Source organism: Phycisphaerae bacterium (genome assembly GCA_017999985.1).
Taxonomy (GTDB): domain Bacteria; phylum Planctomycetota; class Phycisphaerae; order UBA1845; family Fen-1342; genus JAGNKU01.
On the sequence record JAGNKU010000001.1, the window covers coordinates 744147 to 766668 of the forward strand.

The window sequence follows — 22522 nt, forward strand, 5'->3', positions numbered from 1 at the left end:
GTCGTGGTGTACGCGCATGGGCAATCGTGCGCGCGGCCGTTCTTCGGTGCGATCTAACCGTGAGCGGTATCGGCGCCCAGCGCCAATTCCGGCTCGCCGGCTGAGAACACCATGGCCGCGTTTGATGAAGCACCGTTAATCGACCTCGGCAAGACGCCGATCGCGCCGGACGCGCCGTGCGGGATCGATGTCGCCGACGACGAAGACTATCTGCTCATCGAAGCGGAGATGGCCAAGCTCGATCGCATCGACCTCGGCGACCCGGACTGGTATCGCCTCGAGGACGCCGCCCTGCGCATCCTTCGCGAGAAGTCCAAGGACGTGTCCGTCGCGTGTGCGCTGGGACACGCGCTCTTCAAGAAACAGCGCTACGCGGGCCTCGCGGCGATCCTCGCCACGCTGACCGAGCTGACCCGGGGGTCTTGGGACGGGCTCTTCCCGCAGCGCCCCCGCCGCCGTAAGGCGCAGATGGAGGCGCTGACCGAGCGGCTGGTCGAGGGTGGTTGGTTCCGCGACGCGCCGCCCAAGCCGGATGATTTCGACGCCGTCGACCTCTGTGCCACGCGCATCGGCGAGTTGCAGGCCGCCCTCACCGAGAAGATGCCGGACGATCCGCCGGACTTCGGTAAGTTCGTGCGCAAGATGAAGGAACTGGCGGGCGGACGGCCCAAGGCCGGGGCGCCTGCGAGTGCGGCCGCGCCGGCGGCGCCGGAAGGTGGCGTGCCGGCGGGCGGAGGGTTCGTGGGGGGCGAGGTGCGCGACGTCTCGGGCGCGGTGAATGCCGTGCTGAATGCCGCGACGTTTCTGCGGAAGGCCGACGCCGCCGACCCGCTCCCGTACGCGCTGGTGCGCTGCGTCAAGTGGGCGGGAATCGAGTTGCCGCCGACGGACGCGGGCCGGCACGATCTGGAGCCGCCCGACAAGGAATTGGTCGAGACGCTGAAGTTCCAGTTCGACAACAAGGTCTGGGAGCACCTGCACGTCAACGCCGAGGCGGCGTTTCGCTCCAACGACCCGCTCTGGCTGGATCTGCAGCGCTACGTGTGTGCCGCGATGCACGGTCTGGGGGCGAAGTATGACCCGGCCCGGGCGGCGGTGGTGCAGGCGACGGGCGGGCTGGTGCGTCGGCTGGGCGGCGGGCTGTACGACTTGACCTTTCGGGGCGGCTTGCCGCTGTGCAGCGGCGAGACGCGCGTGTGGATCGAGAGTGAGGTGGTGCCTCCGGCGGGAAGCGGCATGGGCGGCGGGGGGGCCGGGGCCAGCGACGGCAGGTTGACCGAGGCGGCCGGTGCGGCCCGGAAGCTGGCGGGCAGCGGTAAATTTGCCGAGGCGGTCAAGGCCTTCCAGGATGGTTTGTTGAGCTGCGCGCAGCGGCGCGACCGGCTGCTCTGGCGGTTGCGGATGGCCGAGTTGTGCGTGGACATGCAGCGGCTGCAGCTGGCGGCACCGCTGCTGGAGGAGTGTTCTGAGGAAGTGCGGCGCTATCACATCGACGAGTGGGAGTCGTCGCTGGCGGTGGAGGTGGCCCGCGCATTGTATCGGTGTCGCAAGGCGCTGACGGCGGCGGAGAAGGAGCCGACCGCGGCGGCGCACGAGCGGGTACGCGAATCGTTCGCATGGCTATGTCAGTTGGATCCCCTGGCGGCGCTCGCCGCCGAGCCCGCTGGCAAGTAGGTGGCGGCGAAGTCCAAGCAAGTGGAGGCAAGTCATGGCCAAAGGACCGTCGAAGGCGCGGGAGTCGCGAGTCAACATTGTGATCTCGGATAAGCTGAAGGGCGGCGCCGAGCCGGAGCTGCCTTTCCGCATGCTGGTGATGGGCGACTACACGCTCAAGGACGACAAGCGGGCGATTGAAGACCGGCAGCCGATCGACATCAACAAGTCGAACTTCGACTCGGTGATGCAGAGCTTCAATCTCTCGCTGGACACGAGCGTCGCGGACCGGATCAGCGGCACGGGGGAGATGCCGGTCTCGCTGAAGTTCGGCACGTTGAAGGATTTCCGGCCGGAGGCGATTGCCCGGCAGGTCCCGCAGCTTAAGAACCTGCTCGAGCTGCGCGAGGCGCTCAAGGCCCTGCGGCCGGCGATGGGCGACAAGGCCGCGCAGAAGAAACTGCTGGACGCCATCAAGGACCCGGAAGTGCGGGCCAAGATCCTGGCGATGATCGCGACCCCGGAAGGCCAGGCGGGCGCGGCGGAAGGCGGCCCGCAGGGCTCGTAGGCCCGGCGAGCGGACGACGAGAAACGATCCCACGCCAGCCGGCGTGGTTCCCGACGATGAAGGGAGAACAACGACATGGCAGAGCAACCGCAAGCAGCAGGGGCCGCCGGCGCGGCACCGGCGGACACCTCGACGGTGGACGCACTCATCGATCAGTTGGACCTCGATCACGCCTACATAGATCTGTACCGCAAGGGGATCGCGGGCCTCGTGCAGAAGGCCGCCGGCCTGGACCTGAACAAGGTCACGCTGAACAAGCAGGTGGTCGACGACTTCATCAGCGAGATCGACCAGCAAATCAGCGCGCAGGTAAATGAGGTTCTGCACAACGACCAATTCCAGAAGCTCGAGTCCGCCTGGCGCAGCCTCTGGTACCTGATCAGCAACACCGAGTTCCGCCAGAACATCCGGATCGAGGTCCTCAACGCGAAGAAGGAGGACCTGCTCGAGGACTTCCAGGACTGCAAGGACTGGCAGAAATCGGGCCTGTTCAAGACGGTCTACCGTGACCAGTACAACACGTTCGGCGGCAATCCGTACGGGTTGATGGTCGCGAACTACGAGCTGGACTACCGCAACCCGGACGTCGAGCTGATGAGCGAGATCGCGCGCGTCTCCGCGGTCGCGAAGTGCCCGTTCATCGCCGGTGCCAGCCCGAAGATGTTCGACAAGAAGATGGACGATTTCGGCCACCTGCCGAAGCTGGCCGAGATGTACGAGATTTTCGAACAGCCCATGTACACGAAGTGGAACTCGTTCCGCGACTCGGACGACGCCCGCTACGTGGGGCTGGCGATGCCGCGCTTCCTGCTGCGCGCGCCGTACACGGTCGCAAACCAGGATGTGAAGGACTTCGTGTTTGAAGAGGACGTGCGGACCGAGAACCACGACCGCTACCTGTGGGGCAACGCCGCCTTCGCGCTGGCCGGGCGCATGACCGAGAGCTTCGCCAAGTTCGGCTGGTACAACGCGATCGTCGGACCGACGAGCGGCGGGACCGTCCCCAACCTCCCGCTGCACCAGTACGAGGCCACCGGTCAGTATCACACGAAGATTCCGACCGAGACGCTGATATCCGAGGACATGGACGTCGACCTGTGCAACTTCGGCTTCATCCCGCTCGTCATGCGCAAGGGCAGCGACAACGCGGCGTTCTTCGACGCCCCGTCCGCGAAGCGTGTCGGCAAGTTCCCCGACACCGCGGAAGGCAAGGAGGACGAGACCCGCGCCCGGCTGGGCATGTCGCTCCCCTACCTGATGATCCAGTGCCGTATCGCGCACTACATGAAGGTCATCTGGCGCGAGAACATGGGCCGGGTGATGGACGCCGAAAAGATGGTGAACGAAATCAACAACTGGCTGAAGCAGTACTGCCGCCAGGGCACGCTCGACGAAGAGCTGGCGTCCAAGTACCCGCTGAAGGAAATCCAAGTCTCGGCGACGCCCGTGCCGGGCAAGCCGGGCATGTTCAAGAGCGAGATCCAGATGATCCCGCACTTCCGCCTGAAGGGCGTCGAGGTGCAGTTGTCGATGGTGGGCCAGTTCGACCCGCCGCCGCAGTAGTCGCAGGATCGGGAGCGCAGCCACGGGCCACTGCGGAGTGCCAGACCGTGGAAACGTCGGGCCGGGCCGGGATTGCTGTCAGACCCGTCCGCCCGGCGGACTATTCGTTAGAACTCGCATCGTGTGATGCCGTAGGGATAGGTCGGTTTAACGTTCAGGCCAAGGAGAGTTCGTCATGCCAACCCCGTGCAATCTGAAGGTGAGTGAGTATCCCGGCTCGTCGGAGAAGGAAAACCGCGCGGATACTTCCGACGTGTTTGAGATCGAGCACCACATCCATCAGCCGGTCGATCCGACGACCGGGATGGCCACCGGCGTGCGCGTGCACAGCCCGTTGCGGGTCGTGAAGGTGATCGACAAGGCGACGCCCGGGTTCCACAAGGCCCTGTGCACCGGTCAGAACCTGCAGGAGGCCGTTCTGTCGTTCTACCGAATCGACCCGAAGACGCGCCAGGAGAAAGAGTACTACAAGATCACGCTCAAGAACGCCCGCATCGTGGACATGCGGCCGTACATGCCGATGAGCTTCGTGCCCGCCAACGAATCGTACCGGCACATGGAGCAGGTCAGCTTCGTGTACGAGACGATCGAGTGGAACTGGCTGCCCGACAGCGTGGTCGAGATGGACGAGTGGCGCAAGCCGTAACGGCGCGACCCAGCGTCCGGCGGACCGGCAGCCCTCAGTCGGCCGGGAGCGGTAGTGCTCGGCGCCCGGCCGACTGAGAGCCGCGGGCGCCCGGTGAGGTGCCCGCCGCGGCGCGACCGGGCGGGCGGCATGCGCCGCTGCGCATCGGGACGCCGGCCAAGGTGGTGGAGATGGGGCGCGAGAAGACCCTGCTGGACCGCGTGGCGGCATCCGGCGCCGAGCGCGTTGCGGGCCGTTATGACGCGACGACCGCCGAAGACCTCGAAGGGCGCATGGAGTCCGTGCGGCGCCACATCACGCGCCTGCTGAACTCGCGGCACGGCATGAGCGAGGCCGCGCCGGATTACGGCCTGCCGGCCCTCGCGGACCTGATGGCCGGCAGCGACCAGTATGTGCGGCTGGTGCAGGACGCCATCCGCGCTACGATCGAGAAATACGAGCCGCGGCTGCGGCGTGTGCGCGTCTCCCAGCAGACAGACGAGGCGCCGAGGCACACGCTGGTCTTCCGCATCGACGCCGTGATGGTCGGGCGCAGCGGCGAGCACCGCGTCTGGTATGAGACAGCGCTGGCTCCGTCGGGCGAGCTGCGCGTTTCGGGCTAGTGTGTCACCGTGAGCAACACGTATTACCAGGACGAGCTGCGCTACCTGCGCGAGGTCGGGCCGGAGTTTGCCCGCGCCAACCCCGAGCTGGCGCGCTACCTGGCTGATCCCGGCTCGGATCCGGACGTCGAGCGCCTGCTCGAAGGCGTCGCGTTCTTGTGCGGCCGCATTCGTCAGAAGCTCGACGATGAGCTGCCGGAGCTGACCGCCAGCCTCATGTCGCTGCTCTGGCCGCACTATCTGCGACCGATTCCGTCGCTGACGATCATGGAGCTGCTGCCCGAGGTCGAGGGCATGCAGGCACCCGTGCGGGTGGAGCCCGGCGCCGAGTTCGCCAGCCGGCCCATCGACGGCACGCGCTGCCGCTACCGGTCGACGTGGCCGGTCACGTTGCGCCCGTGGGTCATGCGCGACGCGCGCCTGGAGGCCCAGCCCGGCCAGCCGGCACGGCTCGTGCTCACGCTGCAGGTCGCCGCCAAGGCCAAGCTCGAAGACCTCGAGCTCGACTCCGTGCGGCTGCACCTGGCCGGCGACCCGCGCACCGCGTTCACGTTGTACCTGCTGCTGGCGGCGCATGTCGCCGGCGTCACCGTCAGCAACGGCGCGCGCGGCGGCGCGCGGCGCGAGTTCACGCTGCCGCCGGGCCACGTCCACGCAGCAGGGCTCGACCGCGCCGAAGCCGTCATCCCGTATCCGACGTACATCTTCCCCGGCTATGGGCTGATCCAGGACTACTTCGCCTTCAAGGAGCGCTTCCTGTTCGTCGATGTGCGCGGCCTGGACCGCGCGGTGCGCGCCCTGCCGGGCGGGGACACGCTGGAAGTGACCTTCACGTTCAACCGGCGGCTGGAGACGTATCCGCTGGTCGCGCCGGAGAATGTGCGGCTGCATTGCCTGCCGGCCGTCAACCTGTTCGCGCACCACGCGGAGCCCATCCGCCTGAGTCACGATCGGGTGCGCTACCTGGTGCAGCCGGCGCGCGCCGGGCTCGCAGACCGGCGACACGCGGAGGTGTTCTCGGTCGACCGCGTGCTGGGGCTGGTGCGGGCGCAGTCGCTGGAAGCACACGAGTTCCAGCCGTTTTATTCGTTCGCCCACCTGGGCACGCACGACCCGCGCGCGGCGACGTACTACCAGGTGCATCTGACGCCCAGCATGATCGGCGACGGGGCGCGTTGGGGGACCGACACCTTTGTCTCGTTCGTGGTCGGCGGGGAGGCCGAGAGCGTGCCGGCCGAAGAGACCATCTCGATCGAGCTGACCTGCACGAATCGCGACCTGCCGCGCGAGCTGCGGGCCGGCGACATCTGCGATCCGACCGACCGTTCGCCCGCGGGGGTGCGCTTCCGCAACCTGGTCAAGCCGACGCCGACGATCAGCCCACCGCTGGGGGGCGGGCTGCATTGGCGGCTGATCTCGCACCTGTCACTGAACTACGTGTCGCTGACGCGCGTGGAGCACTTCCGCGAACTGTTGCGGGTTTACGATTTTCAGTCGGCCTACGACGCGCAGCGGGCGCTGGCCCACCAGCGGCTGCTCGATGGCATCGTGGCGATCCGCTCCACGTACCGCGAGCGCATGCTGCGCGGCGCGCCATTGCGCGGCGTGCAGGCCGAATTGGACCTGAACGAGGATCACTTTGTCGGGGAGGGCGACGCGTACCTGTTTGCGGCGATCGTGGACCGCTTCCTGGCGGCGTACGTGACCATCAACGCCTTCAGCCAGTTGCGCACCCGCTTCGTCCGCACCGGTCAGATCTACACCTTCCCGCCACGCGCGGGAGAGCAGTCCACGCCAGCGGAAGCACGCGATGACGGCCGTTGAGACCAACTCGAGCGGTCCGCCCGCGCCGGAATCGGCCGCGCCCAGCCTGCTGGAGCGGCTCCAACGGAACCCCTGCGCGTTCGAGTTCTTCCAGGCCGTCTGGCTGCTGGAACGCTACCACGGCGGCGCGGTCCTGGCCGGGGAGCGCGGGCCGGTGGCGGCGGAGCGCCTGCGCTTTCGCCCGGACACGAGCCTCGGGTTCCCGGCCACAGACCTGCGGCGGATCTTCACGCGCAGCGCCTCCGACGGCAGCGCCCCGCAGTACCTGCTGGAAATCGCGTTCCTGGGGCTGTACGGCGTGGCGACGCCGTTGCCGCTGCACTACGCGGTCGACGTCCTGCGCGGCGTCGAGCCCGGACCGCAGCCGAGCGCGCCGGGAACGGGGGATCGGCCGGCCGCCGCCGAACCGACCGGAGCCTCCAGCCCCGTCCGTGACTTTCTGGACATCTTCCATCACCGGGTGATCTCGCTCTTCTTCCGCAGTTGGCTGAAATACCGCTACGAGCGCATGTTCGCCGCCCCGCAGCGCGACGTGCTCACCGAATATCTCTGCCTGCTCAACGGCTGCCCGCCGACGTACGACCAGGAAACGCTCGGCGTCTCGCCGATCCGGCTGTTGCGCTATGCGGGGACGCTGACGCAGCGCCCGCGCTCGGCGACGACGCTGGCGGGCTTGCTGTTCGACTATTGGGGCGACATCCCCGTGCGGATCCAACAGTTCGTCGGCCAGTGGGTGCCGCTGCAGGAGGCTGACCAGAACCGTTTCGGACTCATGAACTGCCGCTTGGGCGAAGACCTCACGATTGGGGAGCAGGTCTACGACCTGAGCGGCACTTTTGGCATTGAAGTCGGGCCCGTGGATTGGGCGACGTACCTGACCTTCCTGCCCGGCGGGTCCCGGTACAAACAGACGCGGGCCCTTACGAAGCTGTACTGCGGCGACCCGCTGGCGTTCACGATCGGCGTGACGCTGCAGGCGGGGGAGATCCCGGAGTTGCGGCTGACGTCCGACGACCGCGCCGGCGCGCTCGGCCTGACCAGTTGGGTCCGGACCGCCGACATGGGCCAGACCACCGTGACCTTCGCCGGCAGCGAAGAGACCGCCGTGACGCTCGGTGGCCGGCCACCCGGCCGCCAGCCAGGAACCGCGGGGCCGCAGGTCGCGGCCGCCGCCACAAGGAGCAAGTAAGACATGAGCGAAGCTGCGTCCGCCCCCGCGACCGCCGAACAACTGCGGAACCTTCTGCGCCGCTGCGACGCCCAGGCCATGCAGGTCTTCCAGGGCGCAACCAGCGTCTGCGTGTCCCGTGCGCAGTACGAGGTCACGCCCGAACACCTGCTGCTGCGGCTGCTCGACGAAACCGTCGGCGATGTGACGCAAATCCTGAGCACGTTCAAGGCAGACCGGGCGCGGCTGCGCCGCGGCGTGCAGCGCGCCCTGGACGAAATGCCCGGCCAGCACCGTGCCAAGCCCGCGCTGTCGCCCAAGTTGATCGAGCTCTTCCAGGCCGCGGGCGTGCTGGCCGACGAGTTCGGCTTCGAGCAGATTCGCCCCGGACTGCTGATGCTGGCCCTGGTGCTCAACCCGGACCATGTGCGCCTCGGCGAGTTCGCTTCCGAGCTCGAGCGCATCAACGTCGATCAGCTCCGCGACCATTTCCACGAGATCGTGCTCGGACCCGCGGTCGCCGGCCCCGCCGAGGGCCGTCCGGCACCGGGGCCCGGCGGCGCTGGAACGGCGCTGGCACAATTCACGATCGACCTGACCGCGAAAGCTCAGGCGGGCAACATCGACCCGGTCTTCGGCCGCGACCCCGAAATCCGCCAGATGATCGACATTCTCGGCCGGCGGCGCAAGAACAACCCAATCATCGTCGGCGAGCCAGGCACCGGGAAGACGGCGATCGTCGAGGGCCTGGCGCTGCGCATCACGCAGGGCGACGTGCCGCCGTTCCTGCGCGGCGTGAAGCTCGTCTGCCTGGACCTGGGTTTGCTGCAGGCCGGGGCCGGCGTGAAGGGCGAGTTCGAGAACCGCCTGAAGAACGTCATCCGCGAGATCAAGGAAAGCCCGACGCCGATGATCACGTTCATCGACGAGGCGCACATGATGGTCGGGGCCGGCGCGGGGGCGGGCGGCGGCGACGCGTCGAACCTGCTCAAGCCGGCGTTGGCGCGCGGTGAGCTGCGCACCATCGCCGCCACGACCTGGGCCGAATACAAGAAATACTTCGAGAAGGACGCGGCGCTGGAGCGCCGCTTCCAGCTCGTGCGCTGCAACGAGCCGGCGATCCAGGACACGGTCGTCATGCTGCGCGGGCTGAAGGAGAAGTACGAGAAACACCACAAGGTCGTGCTGCTCGACGAGGCGGTGGTCGCCGCCGCGGAACTCGCCAAACGCTACGTCAGCGGACGCTTCCTGCCCGACTCGGCGGTGGATCTGCTCGACACGGCGGCGGCCCGCGTGGCCGTGGCGCTGACGACGCGGCCCGCCGGGCTGGAGGACCTTGACCGACAGCTCACAAACCTGGACACGGCGGTCGCGGCGCTGCATCGCGACCAGGCCGCCGGGCTGAGCATCGACGAGAAGATGCTGACCGAGATGGAGGCTTCGCGCGCCAAGCTACTGGATGAGCGAGTGAAGACCGAGGAGCGCTGGCAGAAGGAACTCGCGGCGGTGAACCGCGTGCGCGACCTGCGGGCCAAGCTGCAAGGCGCCGACAGCCCCGACGCCATTGCGCGCCGCGAAGAGGCCGCTACACAGAAGCCCGCCGGGGATGGTCAGCCGGCCGCGGCCGCCGGCCCGGCGCCGGAAGCGCCCGCGATGGACCAGACCGAGCTGCGCCGGCAGATCGCCGAGAGTATGGCGGAATTGCAGGCGATCCAGGGCGACAACCCGCTGCTGTTCCCGCAGGTGGACGCGAACGCCGTCGCGGCCGTGCTGTCAGATTGGACCGGCATCCCGGTCGGGCGCGTGGTGCGCGACCAGATCGCTGCGACGTTACAGATGGAAGAGCGGCTGAAGAGCCGCGTCGTGGGACAGGACCACGCGCTGGCGATCGTGGCCGAGAAGCTGCGGGCCTCGAAGGCAGGCATCGGCAACCCGACGCAGCCGATGGGCGTGTTCCTCTGCGTCGGCCCGAGCGGCACTGGCAAGACGGAGCTGGCCCTGTCGGTCGCCGATCTGCTGTTCGGCGGCGACCGCTTCCTGACCTCGATCAACATGTCGGAGTTCATGGAGAAGCACACCGTCTCGCAACTCAAGGGCTCGCCGCCCGGGTACGTCGGCTACGGCGAGGGCGGCGTGCTGACCGAGGCCGTCCGGCAGAATCCGTACTCGGTCGTACTGCTCGACGAAGTCGAAAAGGCCCACCCCGACGTGATGAACCTGTTTTACCAGGTCTTCGACAAGGGCAATCTCGCGGACGGCGAGGGCCGCGTCATCGACTTCAAGAACACGGTGATGTTCCTGACCAGCAACCTGGGCACGGACGTGATCCAGCAGATGTGCGAGTCCGGCGAGGAGGTGGACCCGAAGGAGCTGCGCGAGGCGATTTACCCGCACCTGCGCGAGCACTTCAAGCCGGCCCTGGTCGCCCGCATGACCGTGATTCCGTTCTTCACGCTCAAGGACGACGTGCTGCGGAACATCGCGCGGCTGAAGCTCGCCAAGGTGGGTAAGCGCCTGGCCGCGGCCCACAAGATCACATTCAAGGTGGATGATGCCGTGTATGCGGCCGTCGCGGCGCGTTGCCAGCAGGTGGACCTCGGCGCCCGCCAGATCGACCATGTCATCGATCAGGCCGTGCTGCCGATCCTCTCGCGTCGCCTGCTCGAGCAGATGGCCGCCGAGAAGCTCGCCCCGGTCATCCGGATGGGCGTCGACGACGCCGGCGAGTTCACGTACGAGTTCTCAGACACCTAGCGCAAACAGCGAGGTGAGCGATCATGGCCCTGGCGCGAGACATGAGTAAAGCCCAAATGGCCTTTCAGGTTGCGGGGCGCGACCTGGATGAGTTCCTGGTGGTCCGCTACCGCGGGACCGAGGGGCTCTGCCAGCTCTACAAGTTCGAGATCGACGTGGCCACCCAGACCGAGGGCATCATGCTGGATGCCATCGTGGGCAAGCCGGCCGTATTGAGCATCAACACCGCGACGGGGGAGCGCTGGTTCCACGGCATCGTCGGGCGGCTCGAGCTGACCCAGGAGACGGTCGGCCAGACGTATTTCCGCGTCGAGCTGGTCCCCGCCGTGTGGCTGCTGACCCACCGTTACCATTCGCGCATCTTCCAGGGCAAGACCACCCAGGAGATCATCACCGCCGTGCTGACCGAGGGGGGCATCGCCAGTGACCGCTTCAGCTTCGCCCTGGAGCGGGACTACACGCCACGCGAATACTGCGTCCAGTACCGCGAGACCGACTACAACTTCATCGCCCGACTCATGGAGGAAGAGGGCATCTGGTGGTACTTCGAGCAGACCGAGGAGGGGCACACGCTGGTGATGGCCGACTCGCGTTCGGCATACAGCGCGATCGAGGGCGAGGCCACGCTGGCCTACCGCAGCGCCACCGGCATGAACGTGGAAACGGAGCACATCGTCCGCTTCCGCGTTGCCCAGTCCATGCGCCCGGGGGCCGTCGTGCTCAACGACTTCAACTTCGAGAACCCGCAGTTGCGGCTCGAAGCCCTCGATGACGCCGGCCGGGACCAGGCGCTGGAGTTCGCCGATTATCCGGGCGAGTTCCTCGAGCAGGGCCAGGGCACCACGCTGGCGCAGATCCGCAAGGAGGAGTTTCAGGCCGGCCGGCTGGTCGGCATCGGGCGCAGCAACTGCAAGCGCCTGGCCGCCGGCAAGACCTTCACGCTGAAAGACTTCCCCTCGGCCGGCTACGACGACGACTACCTCGTGACCACGCTGGTTCACCAGGGCAAGGAGGCGACGACCCGGACTACCACCGGCGGCAACGGCCGGACGCACATTCTGGACACCCGCGCGCATCAGTCGCTGTTGCAGGCGCGGACCAACGAGAACCCAGTTATTGCCCAACTCGCCGAGGCGCTCCTGCAGATCGCGACGCGGCTGCAGGCCGGCGACCCGACCGCCCACCGCGCGCTGACCTCGTGGCTGTATCACGCGGGCCAGGTCACCCGGGACCTGCCGGCCACCGCGGTGGCCTCCGGCGCCCATCCGCTGGCCTGGCTGTCAATCCCCAATCTGCTGGCGGACGTGCAGTCCAACCTGATCGACTTCGACGTGCCGGTGTACGAGTGCACGTTCGAGTGCGTGCCCGCCAGCGTGGTCTATCGGCCGGCGCGGGTCACGCCGTGGCCGGTGATGCGCGGCACGCAGACAGCCCGCGTGGTCGGCCCGGACGGCGAGGAAATCCACACCGACAAGTACGGCCGCGTGCGCGTGCAGTTCAACTGGGACCGCGCGGGCAGCGAAGGCGGGCAGCCGAAGCTGTTCGGGGCGGACTCGTCGTGCTGGATCCGCGTGTGCCAGGGCATGGCCGGCGGGGCCTACGGCATGATGTTCCTTCCCCGCGTCGGCCAGGAGGTGATCGTCGATTTCCTGGAGGGCGACCCGGACAAGCCGATCATCATCGGCCGCGTCTACAACGCCGACCACATGCCGCCCTACAAGCTTCCCGACGAGAAGACAAAGAGCGTCATCAAGACGCACAGCAGCAAGGGCGGCGGGGGCTGCAACGAAATCCGGTTCGAAGACCTCAAGGACAAGGAACAGCTCCTCATCCAGGCCCAACGCCAGATGGACACGCGCGTCAAGGCCAGCCACTTTCACACCGTCGGCGGCAGCTACCATGTGCTGGTCGGCGGCGAGAAGGACGGCGAGCTGTTCGGCGAGTACCGCCAGAAGGTCTTCAAGCTCAAACAGACGCACGTGGGCGAAGAACGGCGGGCGTGGATCGAGAAGGACGACTCGCTCAAAGTGGACGGCAATCGCTCGGAGGGCGTTGGCGGCACCTTGTCCGTCAGCGTCGGCGGCGACGTCGTCGAGAAGTTCGACGCGAACCACAAGCACGAGGTGACCGCCACCTACGCCTGCAAGGCCGCCGACGTGAAGATCGAAGCGTCGGGAACCATCGAACTGACGGCCGGCGGGAGCTCGATCGTGCTGACGTCCGGCGGCGTCTACATCGTCGGGTCCATTGTGTATATCAACAGCGGCTCCGGCCCATCTGTCTCCCCGCCGGGCTGCTCCGCCGCGGCCCCCCAGACGGCCGAAGATCCGTCCGCGGCCGATGCTTCGAAACCAGGCAAGGACACGCGCTACAGCGGCGCGTCCGCCGCGGTGGCGCCGCTGACGCCGCCGGAAGAGGTCCCCGGCCACGAGTTCGAGGAAGAAGAGCCGACGCCGACGCGGACGTCGTGGATCGAGATTCAGTTGGTCGACGAGGCCGGCCAGCCGGTCACGGGCGAACGCTACGAAATTCAGACGTCCGACGGCAAGCAGCGGACCGGCGTGACAGACGCGAACGGGAAGGCGCGCATCGAGAACATCGCGCCCGGTGAATGTCAGATCTCGTTCCCGCGGCTGGACACCGAGGCATGGGAGCGGCAGGCATGAGTGCGCGGACCGCCAACGCAGCGCCGGACGGCCGTCCGCGACCGGTGACGCCTGACCGGTGGTTGAAGGGAGTTCGCCAATGGCAGTGATACGCGAAATTCGCGCCGCGGACGGTGACACGCTTTGCAGTATCGGCGTCGATAGCGGCTTCAAGAACTGCACCAAGCTGCGCCCGCACAATCCGGACTACAACACCCGGCCGCTGGCCCCCGGCGACCTGGTGAAGGTTCCCGAGGTAACGCGCAAGGACGAGGCCGGTCAGACGGAGATGACCCACAAGTTCGTGCGCAAGGGCAAGACCAACCGCGTGTGGATCATCCAGGATCGACACCGCGCGACCGGGCAGGAGGCCAGGGGGGACGCCGTCCGTGAGCTGGCGGTGAGCAACTTCGTCACCGGCCGCCAGAGCCGGGGCTTCGCACCCGACCCGTGGCGCGACGCGACGTTCTTTGGGTTCAGCGCGGGCGCTTCCGCCGACCCGGATCACTTCCGCCTGCTCATCCACGACCTACACGCCCACCGCACAAACACCGACACGGTGGAGGTGCAGCTCCGTACCCAGCGGCCCGTCCTGGGCCACATCCCCAACGAGATCCAATCGTGGCAGAACCTGACGCAGCCGGGGACCACGCTGGGCCCGATTCGCTGCCGGCGGTGGAACAACACGCCCTGGTACCGCTCGCCGTACCTGCGGCTGGTCGTCGATGAGGAGGATCGCCAGCTTCGCCGCACCGACGGCCGGATCAACATCGCCAACGACAACGGCGGCACGTCGAACGACGCCGGCACCGCCGTCACCGACCAAGTGCTGCTCACGCCCGCGCTGGACGATCTGGAGATCGAGATCCTCGACTATCGCGTCGAGGCCTTTCGCCCGGCGCCGGACTGTGAGCATGGCGACGCCAACGGCAAATGCCGGGCCCGCGCCGTCGCGCAGGTCGGGAAGGACGAGATCGAACTGAAGCTCAAGGTCGTCCGGATCGGTGGTCAGGCCGGGTCCGGCGCCACCAATGCCCAGATGCGCCAGATGGCGCTCGTCAACCTGCGCAACCGTTACGCGCAGGCCAACATCGGTGTGAATCTCGTCCAAGAGCCCGGCCCGGGCGTGACCATCGTCGACAACTTCATCCACGACGTGGCCGAGCCGCGCAACATGATCATGATCTCCGACTTCGACGGCCTGCCGGCCACGGGCGGCGGCACGCTGCGCGCGGAGGTCAATCTCGCCAGCGGGCGCGTCACCGCCAGCATCACAACGGACCGCGGGGCATCGCCGGCACTTACGGCCGGCAAGCTCGCGGCGGAACTGCGCCGCCAGGGCGTCACGTGCCGCGTCTCCGCCAACCCGCCCATCATCGGTTCGCCGCGTCCCTACGGCTCGTGCGACATCCTCTGCTTCAACCCCGATGGCACCTTGGCCCCGGTCCACAGCGTGACGGGCGATCCCGCCGAGGCCCAGACCATCGGCAGCACCGCCGGCTGGACGAACGCCCGCGTCCGCAACGAGGACTTCTACAACACGCCCGCGGAACCGCGGCGCGGCGGGAAGGCCCGCATGGTCGGTTCGCCGGACTACCGCGCCGCCGCCAAGAACTTCAATCGGCCGGGCCAGTATCTCTGCGCATTGGTCACGCGGCGGCTCGAGACCGCGGGCCTGAACGGCGAGGCGATCTTGCCGCACGTTGGCATTTCCGGGACCGTCGCGCCCCTGCCGGAATTCCGGCTGGTGGTCTTCGTGAGCCGGGGCGGCTACACCTCGCCGGTGACGCTCTCGCACGAGGGCGGCCACGCGCTGTGCGACTGCTTCCACACCAGCTTCAGCAACGGCGCCGATCAGGAAGAAGACCATGAAGGCAATATCTTCTGCAACAACGCGGCGCTCGCCTTTTCCGAGTGGATGTCCGCGTTCGCCCGCGACCGTCCGATTCGCAAGCGCATCTCCGACGGCCCGCTCAACGTCTGGCTCGTCACGCTGAAGCAGGGCGTGCCGCGCGTCGAGGGCGAGTGGCGCCTCATGGGCGGCCGCCAGATCGGGCGGCCGGCCACTGACCTGCCGGTCGGCGCGGCGGCGAACCCGACGTGTACGCAGCGTCTGCGGACGCATTCGAGCGCCATGTTCGTCGCGTTGCGACGTCTCCACGAGGCCCCGACTCCGCGCTAGCTCCGCAAGAGGTGAGACATGCTTCCTCAACCCCCCAACGGCTATCTGGACAAGGCGTCCGCGGACCACGCGCTGCTCACCTTCCTGAAGGCGAAGAAGTTCGACATGCCGACGCCGCTGCCCAAGCGGGTCGAGCCGCGCCAGGCCGGTGAGTTCGCCAGCAAGGCCCTGGAAAAGGACGCCCTCACGCCCCCCGAGGCCGGGCGCCTCAGCGAGCTCGTGCGCTTCTTCAACCTGCGCCAGACCGCCCCGACCCTCGCCCAACGACTGAACCGGCGTGAGTCCGGCGAAGCCGAGTGGCAGCGGGCCCTGGTCTTCACGACGCTGCTCGCGGATGTCGGCGATGACACCCAGGCGCGGCAGGCCGCCGAGTACCTGCGCTACCTGGCAGGCACGCGGGCCGCGTCCGAGGCGCCGGAGCAGATCATCGGCGCGTATTTCGCCCTGCCGGCGGGCGCCGACCCGAAGATCGTCACGGACCTCCTCGACGCCGAACAGCAAAAAGCCCAGGCAGCGGGCGCCCAGGATGAGGATGCCAGCCGCCGGGCCGCCGAGCTGCAGTCGCTGAAGTCCGACCGCTTCGCCCGCGTCGAGCGCGCCCGCAAGCGGAAGTTCGAGATTCTCGCGTTGAAGGACCCGGCCCGCCGGCGCAGCCAGCTGGCCCGCGTTTACCTGGAGCTCGAGGTTTACCCCACCACCAGCATGCAGCCCTGGAGCCTGATGATGCTCCAGCGCGAATGCGACGAGGGCACGCCCGCCGAACTCGCCGCCGTCTTCGGCGAAATCCTCGACTTGATGCGCATGCCGGCGGGCGTCGTCGGGCCCACCGGCGAGAAGCCCACCGGCGAGGAAGAAGTCGGCCTGCTCACGCGCTGCGTGCGGGCGATCGAGTTCTATCTCGGCTCACTGACCGAGGAGCAGCAGAAGTTCGTCGACAGCAAGAAAGATTTCCCGCGCGAGCAGGACGACGTGCTCTGGTGGGAGCTGGAGCCGGCCGCGGCCCGCGAGGATGAACGCTGATGCCTCCCGCGGCGCGTACCAACGATCCGACCGGCCACGGCAACCCGCTCAACCCCGGGCCGGGTAGTCCCGACGTCCTGATCGGGTACATGCCGGCCTGGCGCGCGCTGCCGACGTCGGTCGCTTCCGCCCTGGACGCGATTTCCAACACGATGAAATCGTTCCTGGCCAAACCGGTGATGACGCCCGCCGACGCGGCAGCGGACATCGCCAAGATCTGCCAGAATCTCACCGAGGGCGGGGCAAAGGCCGCCGGCGCCGGCGCGCCTGCGGCCGCCGGCGCCGCCGGCAGCCAGCTCGCCACGCTTAACGCGACCAACGGCACGCTCACGACGACGTGGACTTCCGCCTCGGCGGCTCCCGGCGGCCAGCCGGCCGCGAACAACGCCTACACCGAAGGCATCAAGGCCGCGGCGGGCGCCGCGGCCTCCGCGGTCGTGTCCGCCATGGCCAGCCTGGCGGACATGCACATGTGCCCGATGCCCGCGGGGGCGGTGCCGCACGGCCCCGGCTTCGTCACCAAGGGCAGCGGCACGGTGCTGATCAACAACCTGCCCGCCTGCCGCCAGAATGACAAAGTCATGGAGGCCTGCGGCGGCAGCGACCCGATCGCCATGGGCTGCCCGACCGTGCTCATCGGCGATTCGGGCGGCGGAGGCGGCGGGGGTGGCGGCGGGGGCGGCGGGGGCGGGGGCGGCGCCGGCGGGGGCGGCGGCGCGGGAGGCGGCGACGAGGAAGCCGCCGAGTCCACGGCGACCGAGACAGAAACCGAGCCGGAGGAGCGCGCGCCCGGACCATCCAGCGAAAAGGTGGACACCGGCACACACTGGGTGAGTATCGAACTCGTGGATGAAGCGGACCGGCCGGTGGTCGGCGAACCCGTCATCGTCCGGCTGCCGCAGGGCGAGCGGACGCAGGAGGTCCGCAGCAGCCTCGATGCGCGCGGTACACTCCGCATCGAGGGGTTGAAACGGGCGGGTGCCTGCAGCATCCGCTTCCCCGCCCTGGACCTGGCCGCGTGGCAGCGCTGGACGGGCAAGGCCCCGCCGCCGGCCGCCGGCGCTTCGACGTCGCCGCCTCCGGCCGAAGAGGGGCCGGTCCCCGCCGGTTCGACGACCGCGCGCGGGGAATGGCGGACCGTGCGACAGGGCGAGTGTCTGTCGAGCATTGCGGCGGACACGGGGCTCTTCTGGGACACGCTGTGGAACCATCCGGCCAACGCCGAGTTGAAGCGCCGGCGCGGCGACCCCAACATCCTGTTTCCCGGCGACGCGGTCTTTGTGCCGGAGAGGCGACCGAAAGAGGAGACCGGCAACACCGACCAGCACCACAAGTTCATGCGGCGCGGTGAACCGCACTGGCTGGACGTGAAGTTGCTGCGCAACGGCGAACCGCGGGCCAATGAGCCGTACACCCTGGAAGCCGGCGGAGAGCAGCGCACCGGCACGACGGATGCGCAGGGACGGATTCATGAGCCTTTGCGCGGCAACGCGCGGCGGGCCACGCTAACGGTCGGCAGCGATGTCTATCGGTTCGTGCTGGGCGGAGTCGATCCGCTCAACAAGATTTCGGGCGTCCAGCAACGGTTGAATAATCTGGGGTTCGCGTGCGGCCCTGCGGACGGCCAACTGGGTCCGCGGACGCTCGCGGCGCTGAACCTTTTCCGCCAGCACGTCGGCCTGCCGCCATCGCAGGAACTGGACGACGCCACGCGCGCCAAGCTGAACGAGGTGCATGACCGGATGGCGGGAGCGACGAGCAGTGCGGACGCGGTCGATGAGGTCGAGTTCGAGAGCTACGGCCTGCGCGCCGCGGACCTGGATACCACGGAGGCGCCGGATCAGTCCGGGCCGGTCACCTGACGGCCCGCCTGTGACCCTAACGCAACAGAGGCAGACACGTGAGCCCACCGGAGACGAAACCATCGGCCAAGAAACCCGCCAAGGCTGCGGCGGGGCCGCCGTTCGTGCCCGATTCGGTCGCGGTCGCGGCCTACACGGGCAAGCGGTCCGTGACCGGCAGCAGCACGGGCGTCACGGTGGACGACACGGCGCGGCCGGACGCGGAAGTCGAGATCACCTACCGCGTGCAGTTCCGCTTCTACCGTTTCTGGCAACCGCGCGTGGCGACGCCCGCGTGGTACGGCGTCGGTGAGCCAACAGACCTGGCCGAGCGGGTCAACAAGTCGCCGACCGGCGATGTGGTCTTGGAAGCGGGCGATCGCTTGTGCCAGCTCGACTTGAAGGAGCAGAAAAGCGTCCGCGTGGGGAAGCAATCACTGGTGCTGCACCTCGGCGAGTCGGAGAAGCGCGGCCTGCCGTACTGGTTCCCCACTGCCGGCAAGCTGCCGCCGGAGGTGAAGGTGGATCAGGCCGGCTGGAAGTGGCGCAGCCCGGTGAAGCAGCCGGGCAGCAGCCCGGACAATCAGTGGGGCCTGCGGGGGGACTTCGCGTTCCGCACCAAGCCCGGCGATCCGGCCGGCACGGGCCGGCAGTACAAGATGGTGACGGTGTGGCAGCGCTGGAAAAGCGACAAGAAAGACTACACCGCGGACATGTGCACGCTCGCGCCGGGCACCTACGCCGGCTACGTGCGGGTCATGGGCAACCATCAGGACAAACAGGGGCGCACCGACTACCCGGCGATCTGGGTGGGGTACACCTGGAACGCGGGTACGTCGGCCTGGGACTTGGGCGTGCTGGGCTGGATCCTGAAGAACCCCAACTCGACCAAGCTGACAACTTCGATCTTCATCCACCCGGGCAACTTCCCGAACTGGTTCCTCGGCTGCATCGGCCCGGGACCGGTGGACAAGCAGACGGAATGGGGCTTTGCGTCGCTCGGAGACACGCGCGACACTATGTGGGAGATCCTCGACGCTGTGGGCGTGAAGAAGAGCGACTACATCAACACCGAGCAATACGTGTCACCCGACAAGAAACACAAGAAGTGGTTCCTCATCCGTGTGAACGCCGGGAGTACAACCGTGACGTCACCGGACGGGTGGCGGGATCACCCCGTGTGGGTGAATCCATGAACCGATTGTCACGGGCCGCGATCCGCCCACTGAGCCGGATCGGACGGTGCCGAGATTGCCAGTTGAGATGAACAGTAAAGGAGTGTGGCTATGAACTCCCTCGTTGAAGCCAAAGTGAAGGACTTCCTGATCAACCGTCTGCACTACGACCCCTATCAGTGCGGCACCGTCGTGGAATGCATGCGGCAGTTCGCCCGCATCGCCGGGTACGCCCTGGACGAACGCTTCCGGCATTCCGGGCTCGGCTCCGGGCCCGAAGGCCGCGTCGCCGCCGGCATCGTCGACCAGGCGCTCGGCGGCGGCGGGTGCGAAACGTCCATGTACGAGACCCGCATGCACATCGACGAGTGGATCCGCCGCCACCCGGTGAAGGGGCGCTAGCGGCTGCAGCGCGGCGGCGTTGCCGGACCGGGTCAGCCGGCAGCGCCTGCGCGGGCGCAGCGCCCGGGTGGACGCAGGTTCCGCCGCGCGTGGGTGTTCGTCGTTTGACCCGGCCGGCTTGCGCGCTGCGCGCACCCGGTTCACGCTCGCCATGGAGATGACACGATGACCGACGAACCGCTGCCGCCCGATCTGGACGTAGAGCTGCCCATGCCCGGTGGTTTGCACGTGACCGCCGACCGGCCGTATCGCATCCTGTTCCTCGCCGATTTCGCCGGCCCGGCCGGGCGACTGTCCGGCCCGCTGGTCGATCGCGCGGTCGAGGTGCAGCCCGATACGTTCGACGAGCTCTTCGCCAGTACGAAGGCGACGGTCGCGCTGAAGACGACCGACCCGACGGCGACCGGCAACGAGATGGTCGTGCTCGACCTGACCTTCGCCGCGCTGAAGGACTTCCAGCCGCAGGCCGTGCTGGCGCAGATTCCCGCCACGCGCGCCCTGCTCGACGCCCGCGCCCAGATCGTCGCGCGCCTGCGCGGCAAGCTCACGAGCGAGCAGCTCACCACCGCGATCCGGAAGGCAGCCGAAGCCAACAGCGCGTTGAAGTGGCTGATCGAGTCGCTGCACTGGACGCCGGCCGCAGCGGCTGCGCCGTCCGACGCCGCCGTGGACAACCTGCTGGGCCAGCTCGACCTCGGCGACGAGTCGAGCGACAAGTCCGCGCCGCCCCCGAAGTCACCCATCGGTGCGATCGTGTCCGCCGCCGCCGCCAGCGGCGCGCCGCAAATTCCCGCCGCCGAGGCCTCCGCCCTGCGGCGCACTGTGGGACAAATCGACCAGCGCGCCACGGCGTGGCTCAACGCCGTCCTGCATGCCCCCGCGGTGCAGCGCGTCGAGGCCGCGTGGCGCAGCCTGGCGTTCCTGGTCAGCCATCTCGATTTCCGCAAGGGCCTGCGCCTGACCGCCGTGCACGCCCCGCGCGCCCAACTCACCGAGCGGCTGGTCGCCCTCGTCATCGATCCCGTCTTTGACGCCGGCGCCGATGCGCCCGACCTGATCGCGGTCGATGCGCTCTTCGGCAACAGCGCCCCCGATATCGAAACGCTCGACGAGCTGGCCCAGCACGCCGCCAGCCTGCCGGTCGTCGCGCTCGCCGGCGTGGGCGCCGAGTTCTTCGGCGTCAAACACGCCTGGCAGGTACCGACCCTGCCCGCGTTCGTCTCCATGTTCGATCAGTGGCAGTTCGCGAAATGGAAGGCGCTGCGCAACCAACCCTACGCCCGCGCGCTGGGCGTGATCTTTGGGCGCGGCCTGCTCCGCGCGCCGTACGCGCGCACCGACGGCGACGAGCTCGAGTTCGCCTACCGCGAGGAGTGCATCGCCGACAAGGACCTCGTCTGGGCCAGCGGTGCGGTCGCCGCCGCGTGCACCATCGCGCGCAGTTCCGCCGAGATTGGCTGGCCCACCGGCATGGTCGGCCGCCTCGAAGGCTTCGCCAGCGGGACGGGAGGCAAACAGGGCGAGAAGCGCTTCGGCCCGGCCGACAACCAGATGCCCCTCGAGAAAGGACAGGAGCTCGCCGCCGCGGGGCTGAACGCCGTCCTGTGCTTCAAGGACGAGGCGCGCATCGTTGTCTGCAACGGCTTCAGCGTCGCGCGGCCGACGCGCGCCGACGGCTTCGCGCTGCTCGAAGTGAGCTTGCCGTACCAGCTTTTTGCCAGCCGGCTGTCGAGCCTGCTGCTGGCGCTGAAACCCAGCCTCGGCGGCCTGTCGGCCGAAAAGGTCGTCTCCGTCACGCTCGCCCACGTGCGCGACTGGCTTACGATCGCCGAAGTCGCCCCCGATGAGCAGCAGGTCGCCGTCCAGGCGCGGCCGCTCGATAACGAGCCGAACTCCCTGCAGCTCGCCGTCACCGTGACGCCGCCGCCGCGCATCGTCCCCGGCGGCGTGCCGGTCGTGCTGGGCTATCGCATTCGGTAGAACAAGGCAAAGGCGCAGAGACCGGGGCCGACCGGCGAACGACTACGGCCCCGTGATGACGATGACGTTGTCGGGCAGGGCCGCCAGCACTTTCGCTACGTCCTCCCACGCGAGCTCGCCCTCGCCGCACCCCGGGCGCGGCAGGAGCGTCTTGCCCGTGCCGACGATCTGCGCGAGCTCGCGCGCGCTGCGCTCGATCACCGCCAGGCTCGGCCCCGCCCACTGGTACTGTTTGATCGGAAACGAGCACAAGCCCGGCCGGATCTCGTGCACGTGGTTCCCGCGCGCCGTCAGCAGCCGGCCCAGATCCTCGGCCAGCCCAGCGAACTTCGCCGCGGCACGCTGCGCCGAGGGTGTGTCGAGCACGGCCTCACCGTTCGAGACCGCGGCGTTGGTCAGGATGCAGCGGTAGTCCGCCGGCTCAAGCCATAGATCGCAGTTCTTCTCGATCATCGTTCCACCACCCGCAATCGACGCCGCCATTATAGGGCGAACCCGG

Annotated in this window: 16 protein-coding genes; 15 read left to right on the plus strand and 1 reads right to left on the minus strand. The window is 68.2% G+C overall.

What is annotated here, in order from left to right; genetic code table 11:
• The first annotated feature begins 111 nt into the window (after positions 1 to 111).
• The 15 genes from tssA to KA383_03020 all read left to right on the plus strand — a co-directional run bounded on the left by tssA (position 112) and on the right by KA383_03020 (position 22023).
• On the plus strand, positions 112 to 1674 hold the full coding sequence (gene tssA, locus KA383_02950; GenBank protein MBP7745063.1) for a type VI secretion system protein TssA: 1563 nt from the start codon (positions 112 to 114) through the stop codon (positions 1672 to 1674).
• 34 nt (positions 1675 to 1708) lie between these two features.
• Entirely contained in the window at positions 1709 to 2221 is a 513-nt protein-coding gene (gene tssB / locus KA383_02955; GenBank protein ID MBP7745064.1) for a type VI secretion system contractile sheath small subunit, read from the plus strand.
• 75 nt (positions 2222 to 2296) lie between these two features.
• Positions 2297 to 3784: a type VI secretion system contractile sheath large subunit gene (gene tssC / locus KA383_02960; protein ID MBP7745065.1), complete on the plus strand. Its 1488-nt coding sequence runs from the start codon at positions 2297 to 2299 to the stop codon at positions 3782 to 3784.
• A 175-nt stretch (positions 3785 to 3959) separates the two neighbouring features.
• On the plus strand, positions 3960 to 4430 hold the full coding sequence (gene hcp, locus KA383_02965) for a type VI secretion system tube protein Hcp (GenBank protein MBP7745066.1): 471 nt from the start codon (positions 3960 to 3962) through the stop codon (positions 4428 to 4430).
• Positions 4431 to 4528: 98 nt separating this feature from the next.
• Complete coding sequence (gene tssE, locus KA383_02970; GenBank protein MBP7745067.1) at positions 4529 to 5032, plus strand: type VI secretion system baseplate subunit TssE; 504 nt, start codon at positions 4529 to 4531, stop codon at positions 5030 to 5032.
• 9 nt (positions 5033 to 5041) lie between these two features.
• Positions 5042 to 6856 (plus strand): type VI secretion system baseplate subunit TssF, encoded by a 1815-nt coding sequence (gene tssF, locus KA383_02975; protein ID MBP7745068.1) that lies wholly within the window; start codon positions 5042 to 5044, stop codon positions 6854 to 6856.
• The gene (gene tssG / locus KA383_02980) at positions 6843 to 8045 is read left to right on the plus strand and encodes a type VI secretion system baseplate subunit TssG (protein MBP7745069.1); all 1203 of its coding nucleotides are present in this window, start codon (positions 6843 to 6845) and stop codon (positions 8043 to 8045) included. Before tssF ends, tssG begins: the two co-directional genes overlap by 14 nt.
• Before the next feature lie 3 nt (positions 8046 to 8048).
• Positions 8049 to 10778 (plus strand): type VI secretion system ATPase TssH, encoded by a 2730-nt coding sequence (gene tssH, locus KA383_02985; protein MBP7745070.1) that lies wholly within the window; start codon positions 8049 to 8051, stop codon positions 10776 to 10778.
• A 23-nt stretch (positions 10779 to 10801) separates the two neighbouring features.
• Positions 10802 to 13444 carry a type VI secretion system tip protein VgrG gene (gene tssI, locus KA383_02990; GenBank protein ID MBP7745071.1) on the plus strand — a complete coding sequence of 881 codons (2643 nt, stop codon included), beginning with the start codon at positions 10802 to 10804 and terminating at the stop codon, positions 13442 to 13444.
• Positions 13445 to 13523: 79 nt separating this feature from the next.
• Positions 13524 to 15605, plus strand: coding sequence for a hypothetical protein (locus KA383_02995; protein ID MBP7745072.1), 2082 nt, complete (start codon positions 13524 to 13526; stop codon positions 15603 to 15605).
• An 18-nt stretch (positions 15606 to 15623) separates the two neighbouring features.
• Positions 15624 to 16625, plus strand: coding sequence for a hypothetical protein (locus tag KA383_03000; GenBank protein ID MBP7745073.1), 1002 nt, complete (start codon positions 15624 to 15626; stop codon positions 16623 to 16625).
• Complete coding sequence (locus tag KA383_03005; GenBank protein ID MBP7745074.1) at positions 16625 to 18487, plus strand: PAAR domain-containing protein; 1863 nt, start codon at positions 16625 to 16627, stop codon at positions 18485 to 18487. Before KA383_03000 ends, KA383_03005 begins: the two co-directional genes overlap by 1 nt.
• Before the next feature lie 38 nt (positions 18488 to 18525).
• A complete protein-coding gene (locus KA383_03010; GenBank protein MBP7745075.1) occupies positions 18526 to 19662 on the plus strand; it encodes a hypothetical protein in 1137 nt (378 codons plus the stop codon).
• Between the two features lie 90 nt (positions 19663 to 19752).
• Complete coding sequence (locus KA383_03015; protein ID MBP7745076.1) at positions 19753 to 20043, plus strand: hypothetical protein; 291 nt, start codon at positions 19753 to 19755, stop codon at positions 20041 to 20043.
• 165 nt (positions 20044 to 20208) lie between these two features.
• Positions 20209 to 22023, plus strand: a complete 1815-nt coding sequence (locus KA383_03020) for a type VI secretion system contractile sheath large subunit (GenBank protein ID MBP7745077.1) — start codon at positions 20209 to 20211, stop codon at positions 22021 to 22023.
• Between the two features lie 42 nt (positions 22024 to 22065).
• Here the strand turns inward: KA383_03020 and KA383_03025 are convergent, their stop codons facing one another.
• Positions 22066 to 22476, minus strand: a complete 411-nt coding sequence (locus KA383_03025; protein MBP7745078.1) for an ADP-ribose-binding protein — start codon at positions 22474 to 22476, stop codon at positions 22066 to 22068.
• Positions 22477 to 22522: the final 46 nt, after the last annotated feature.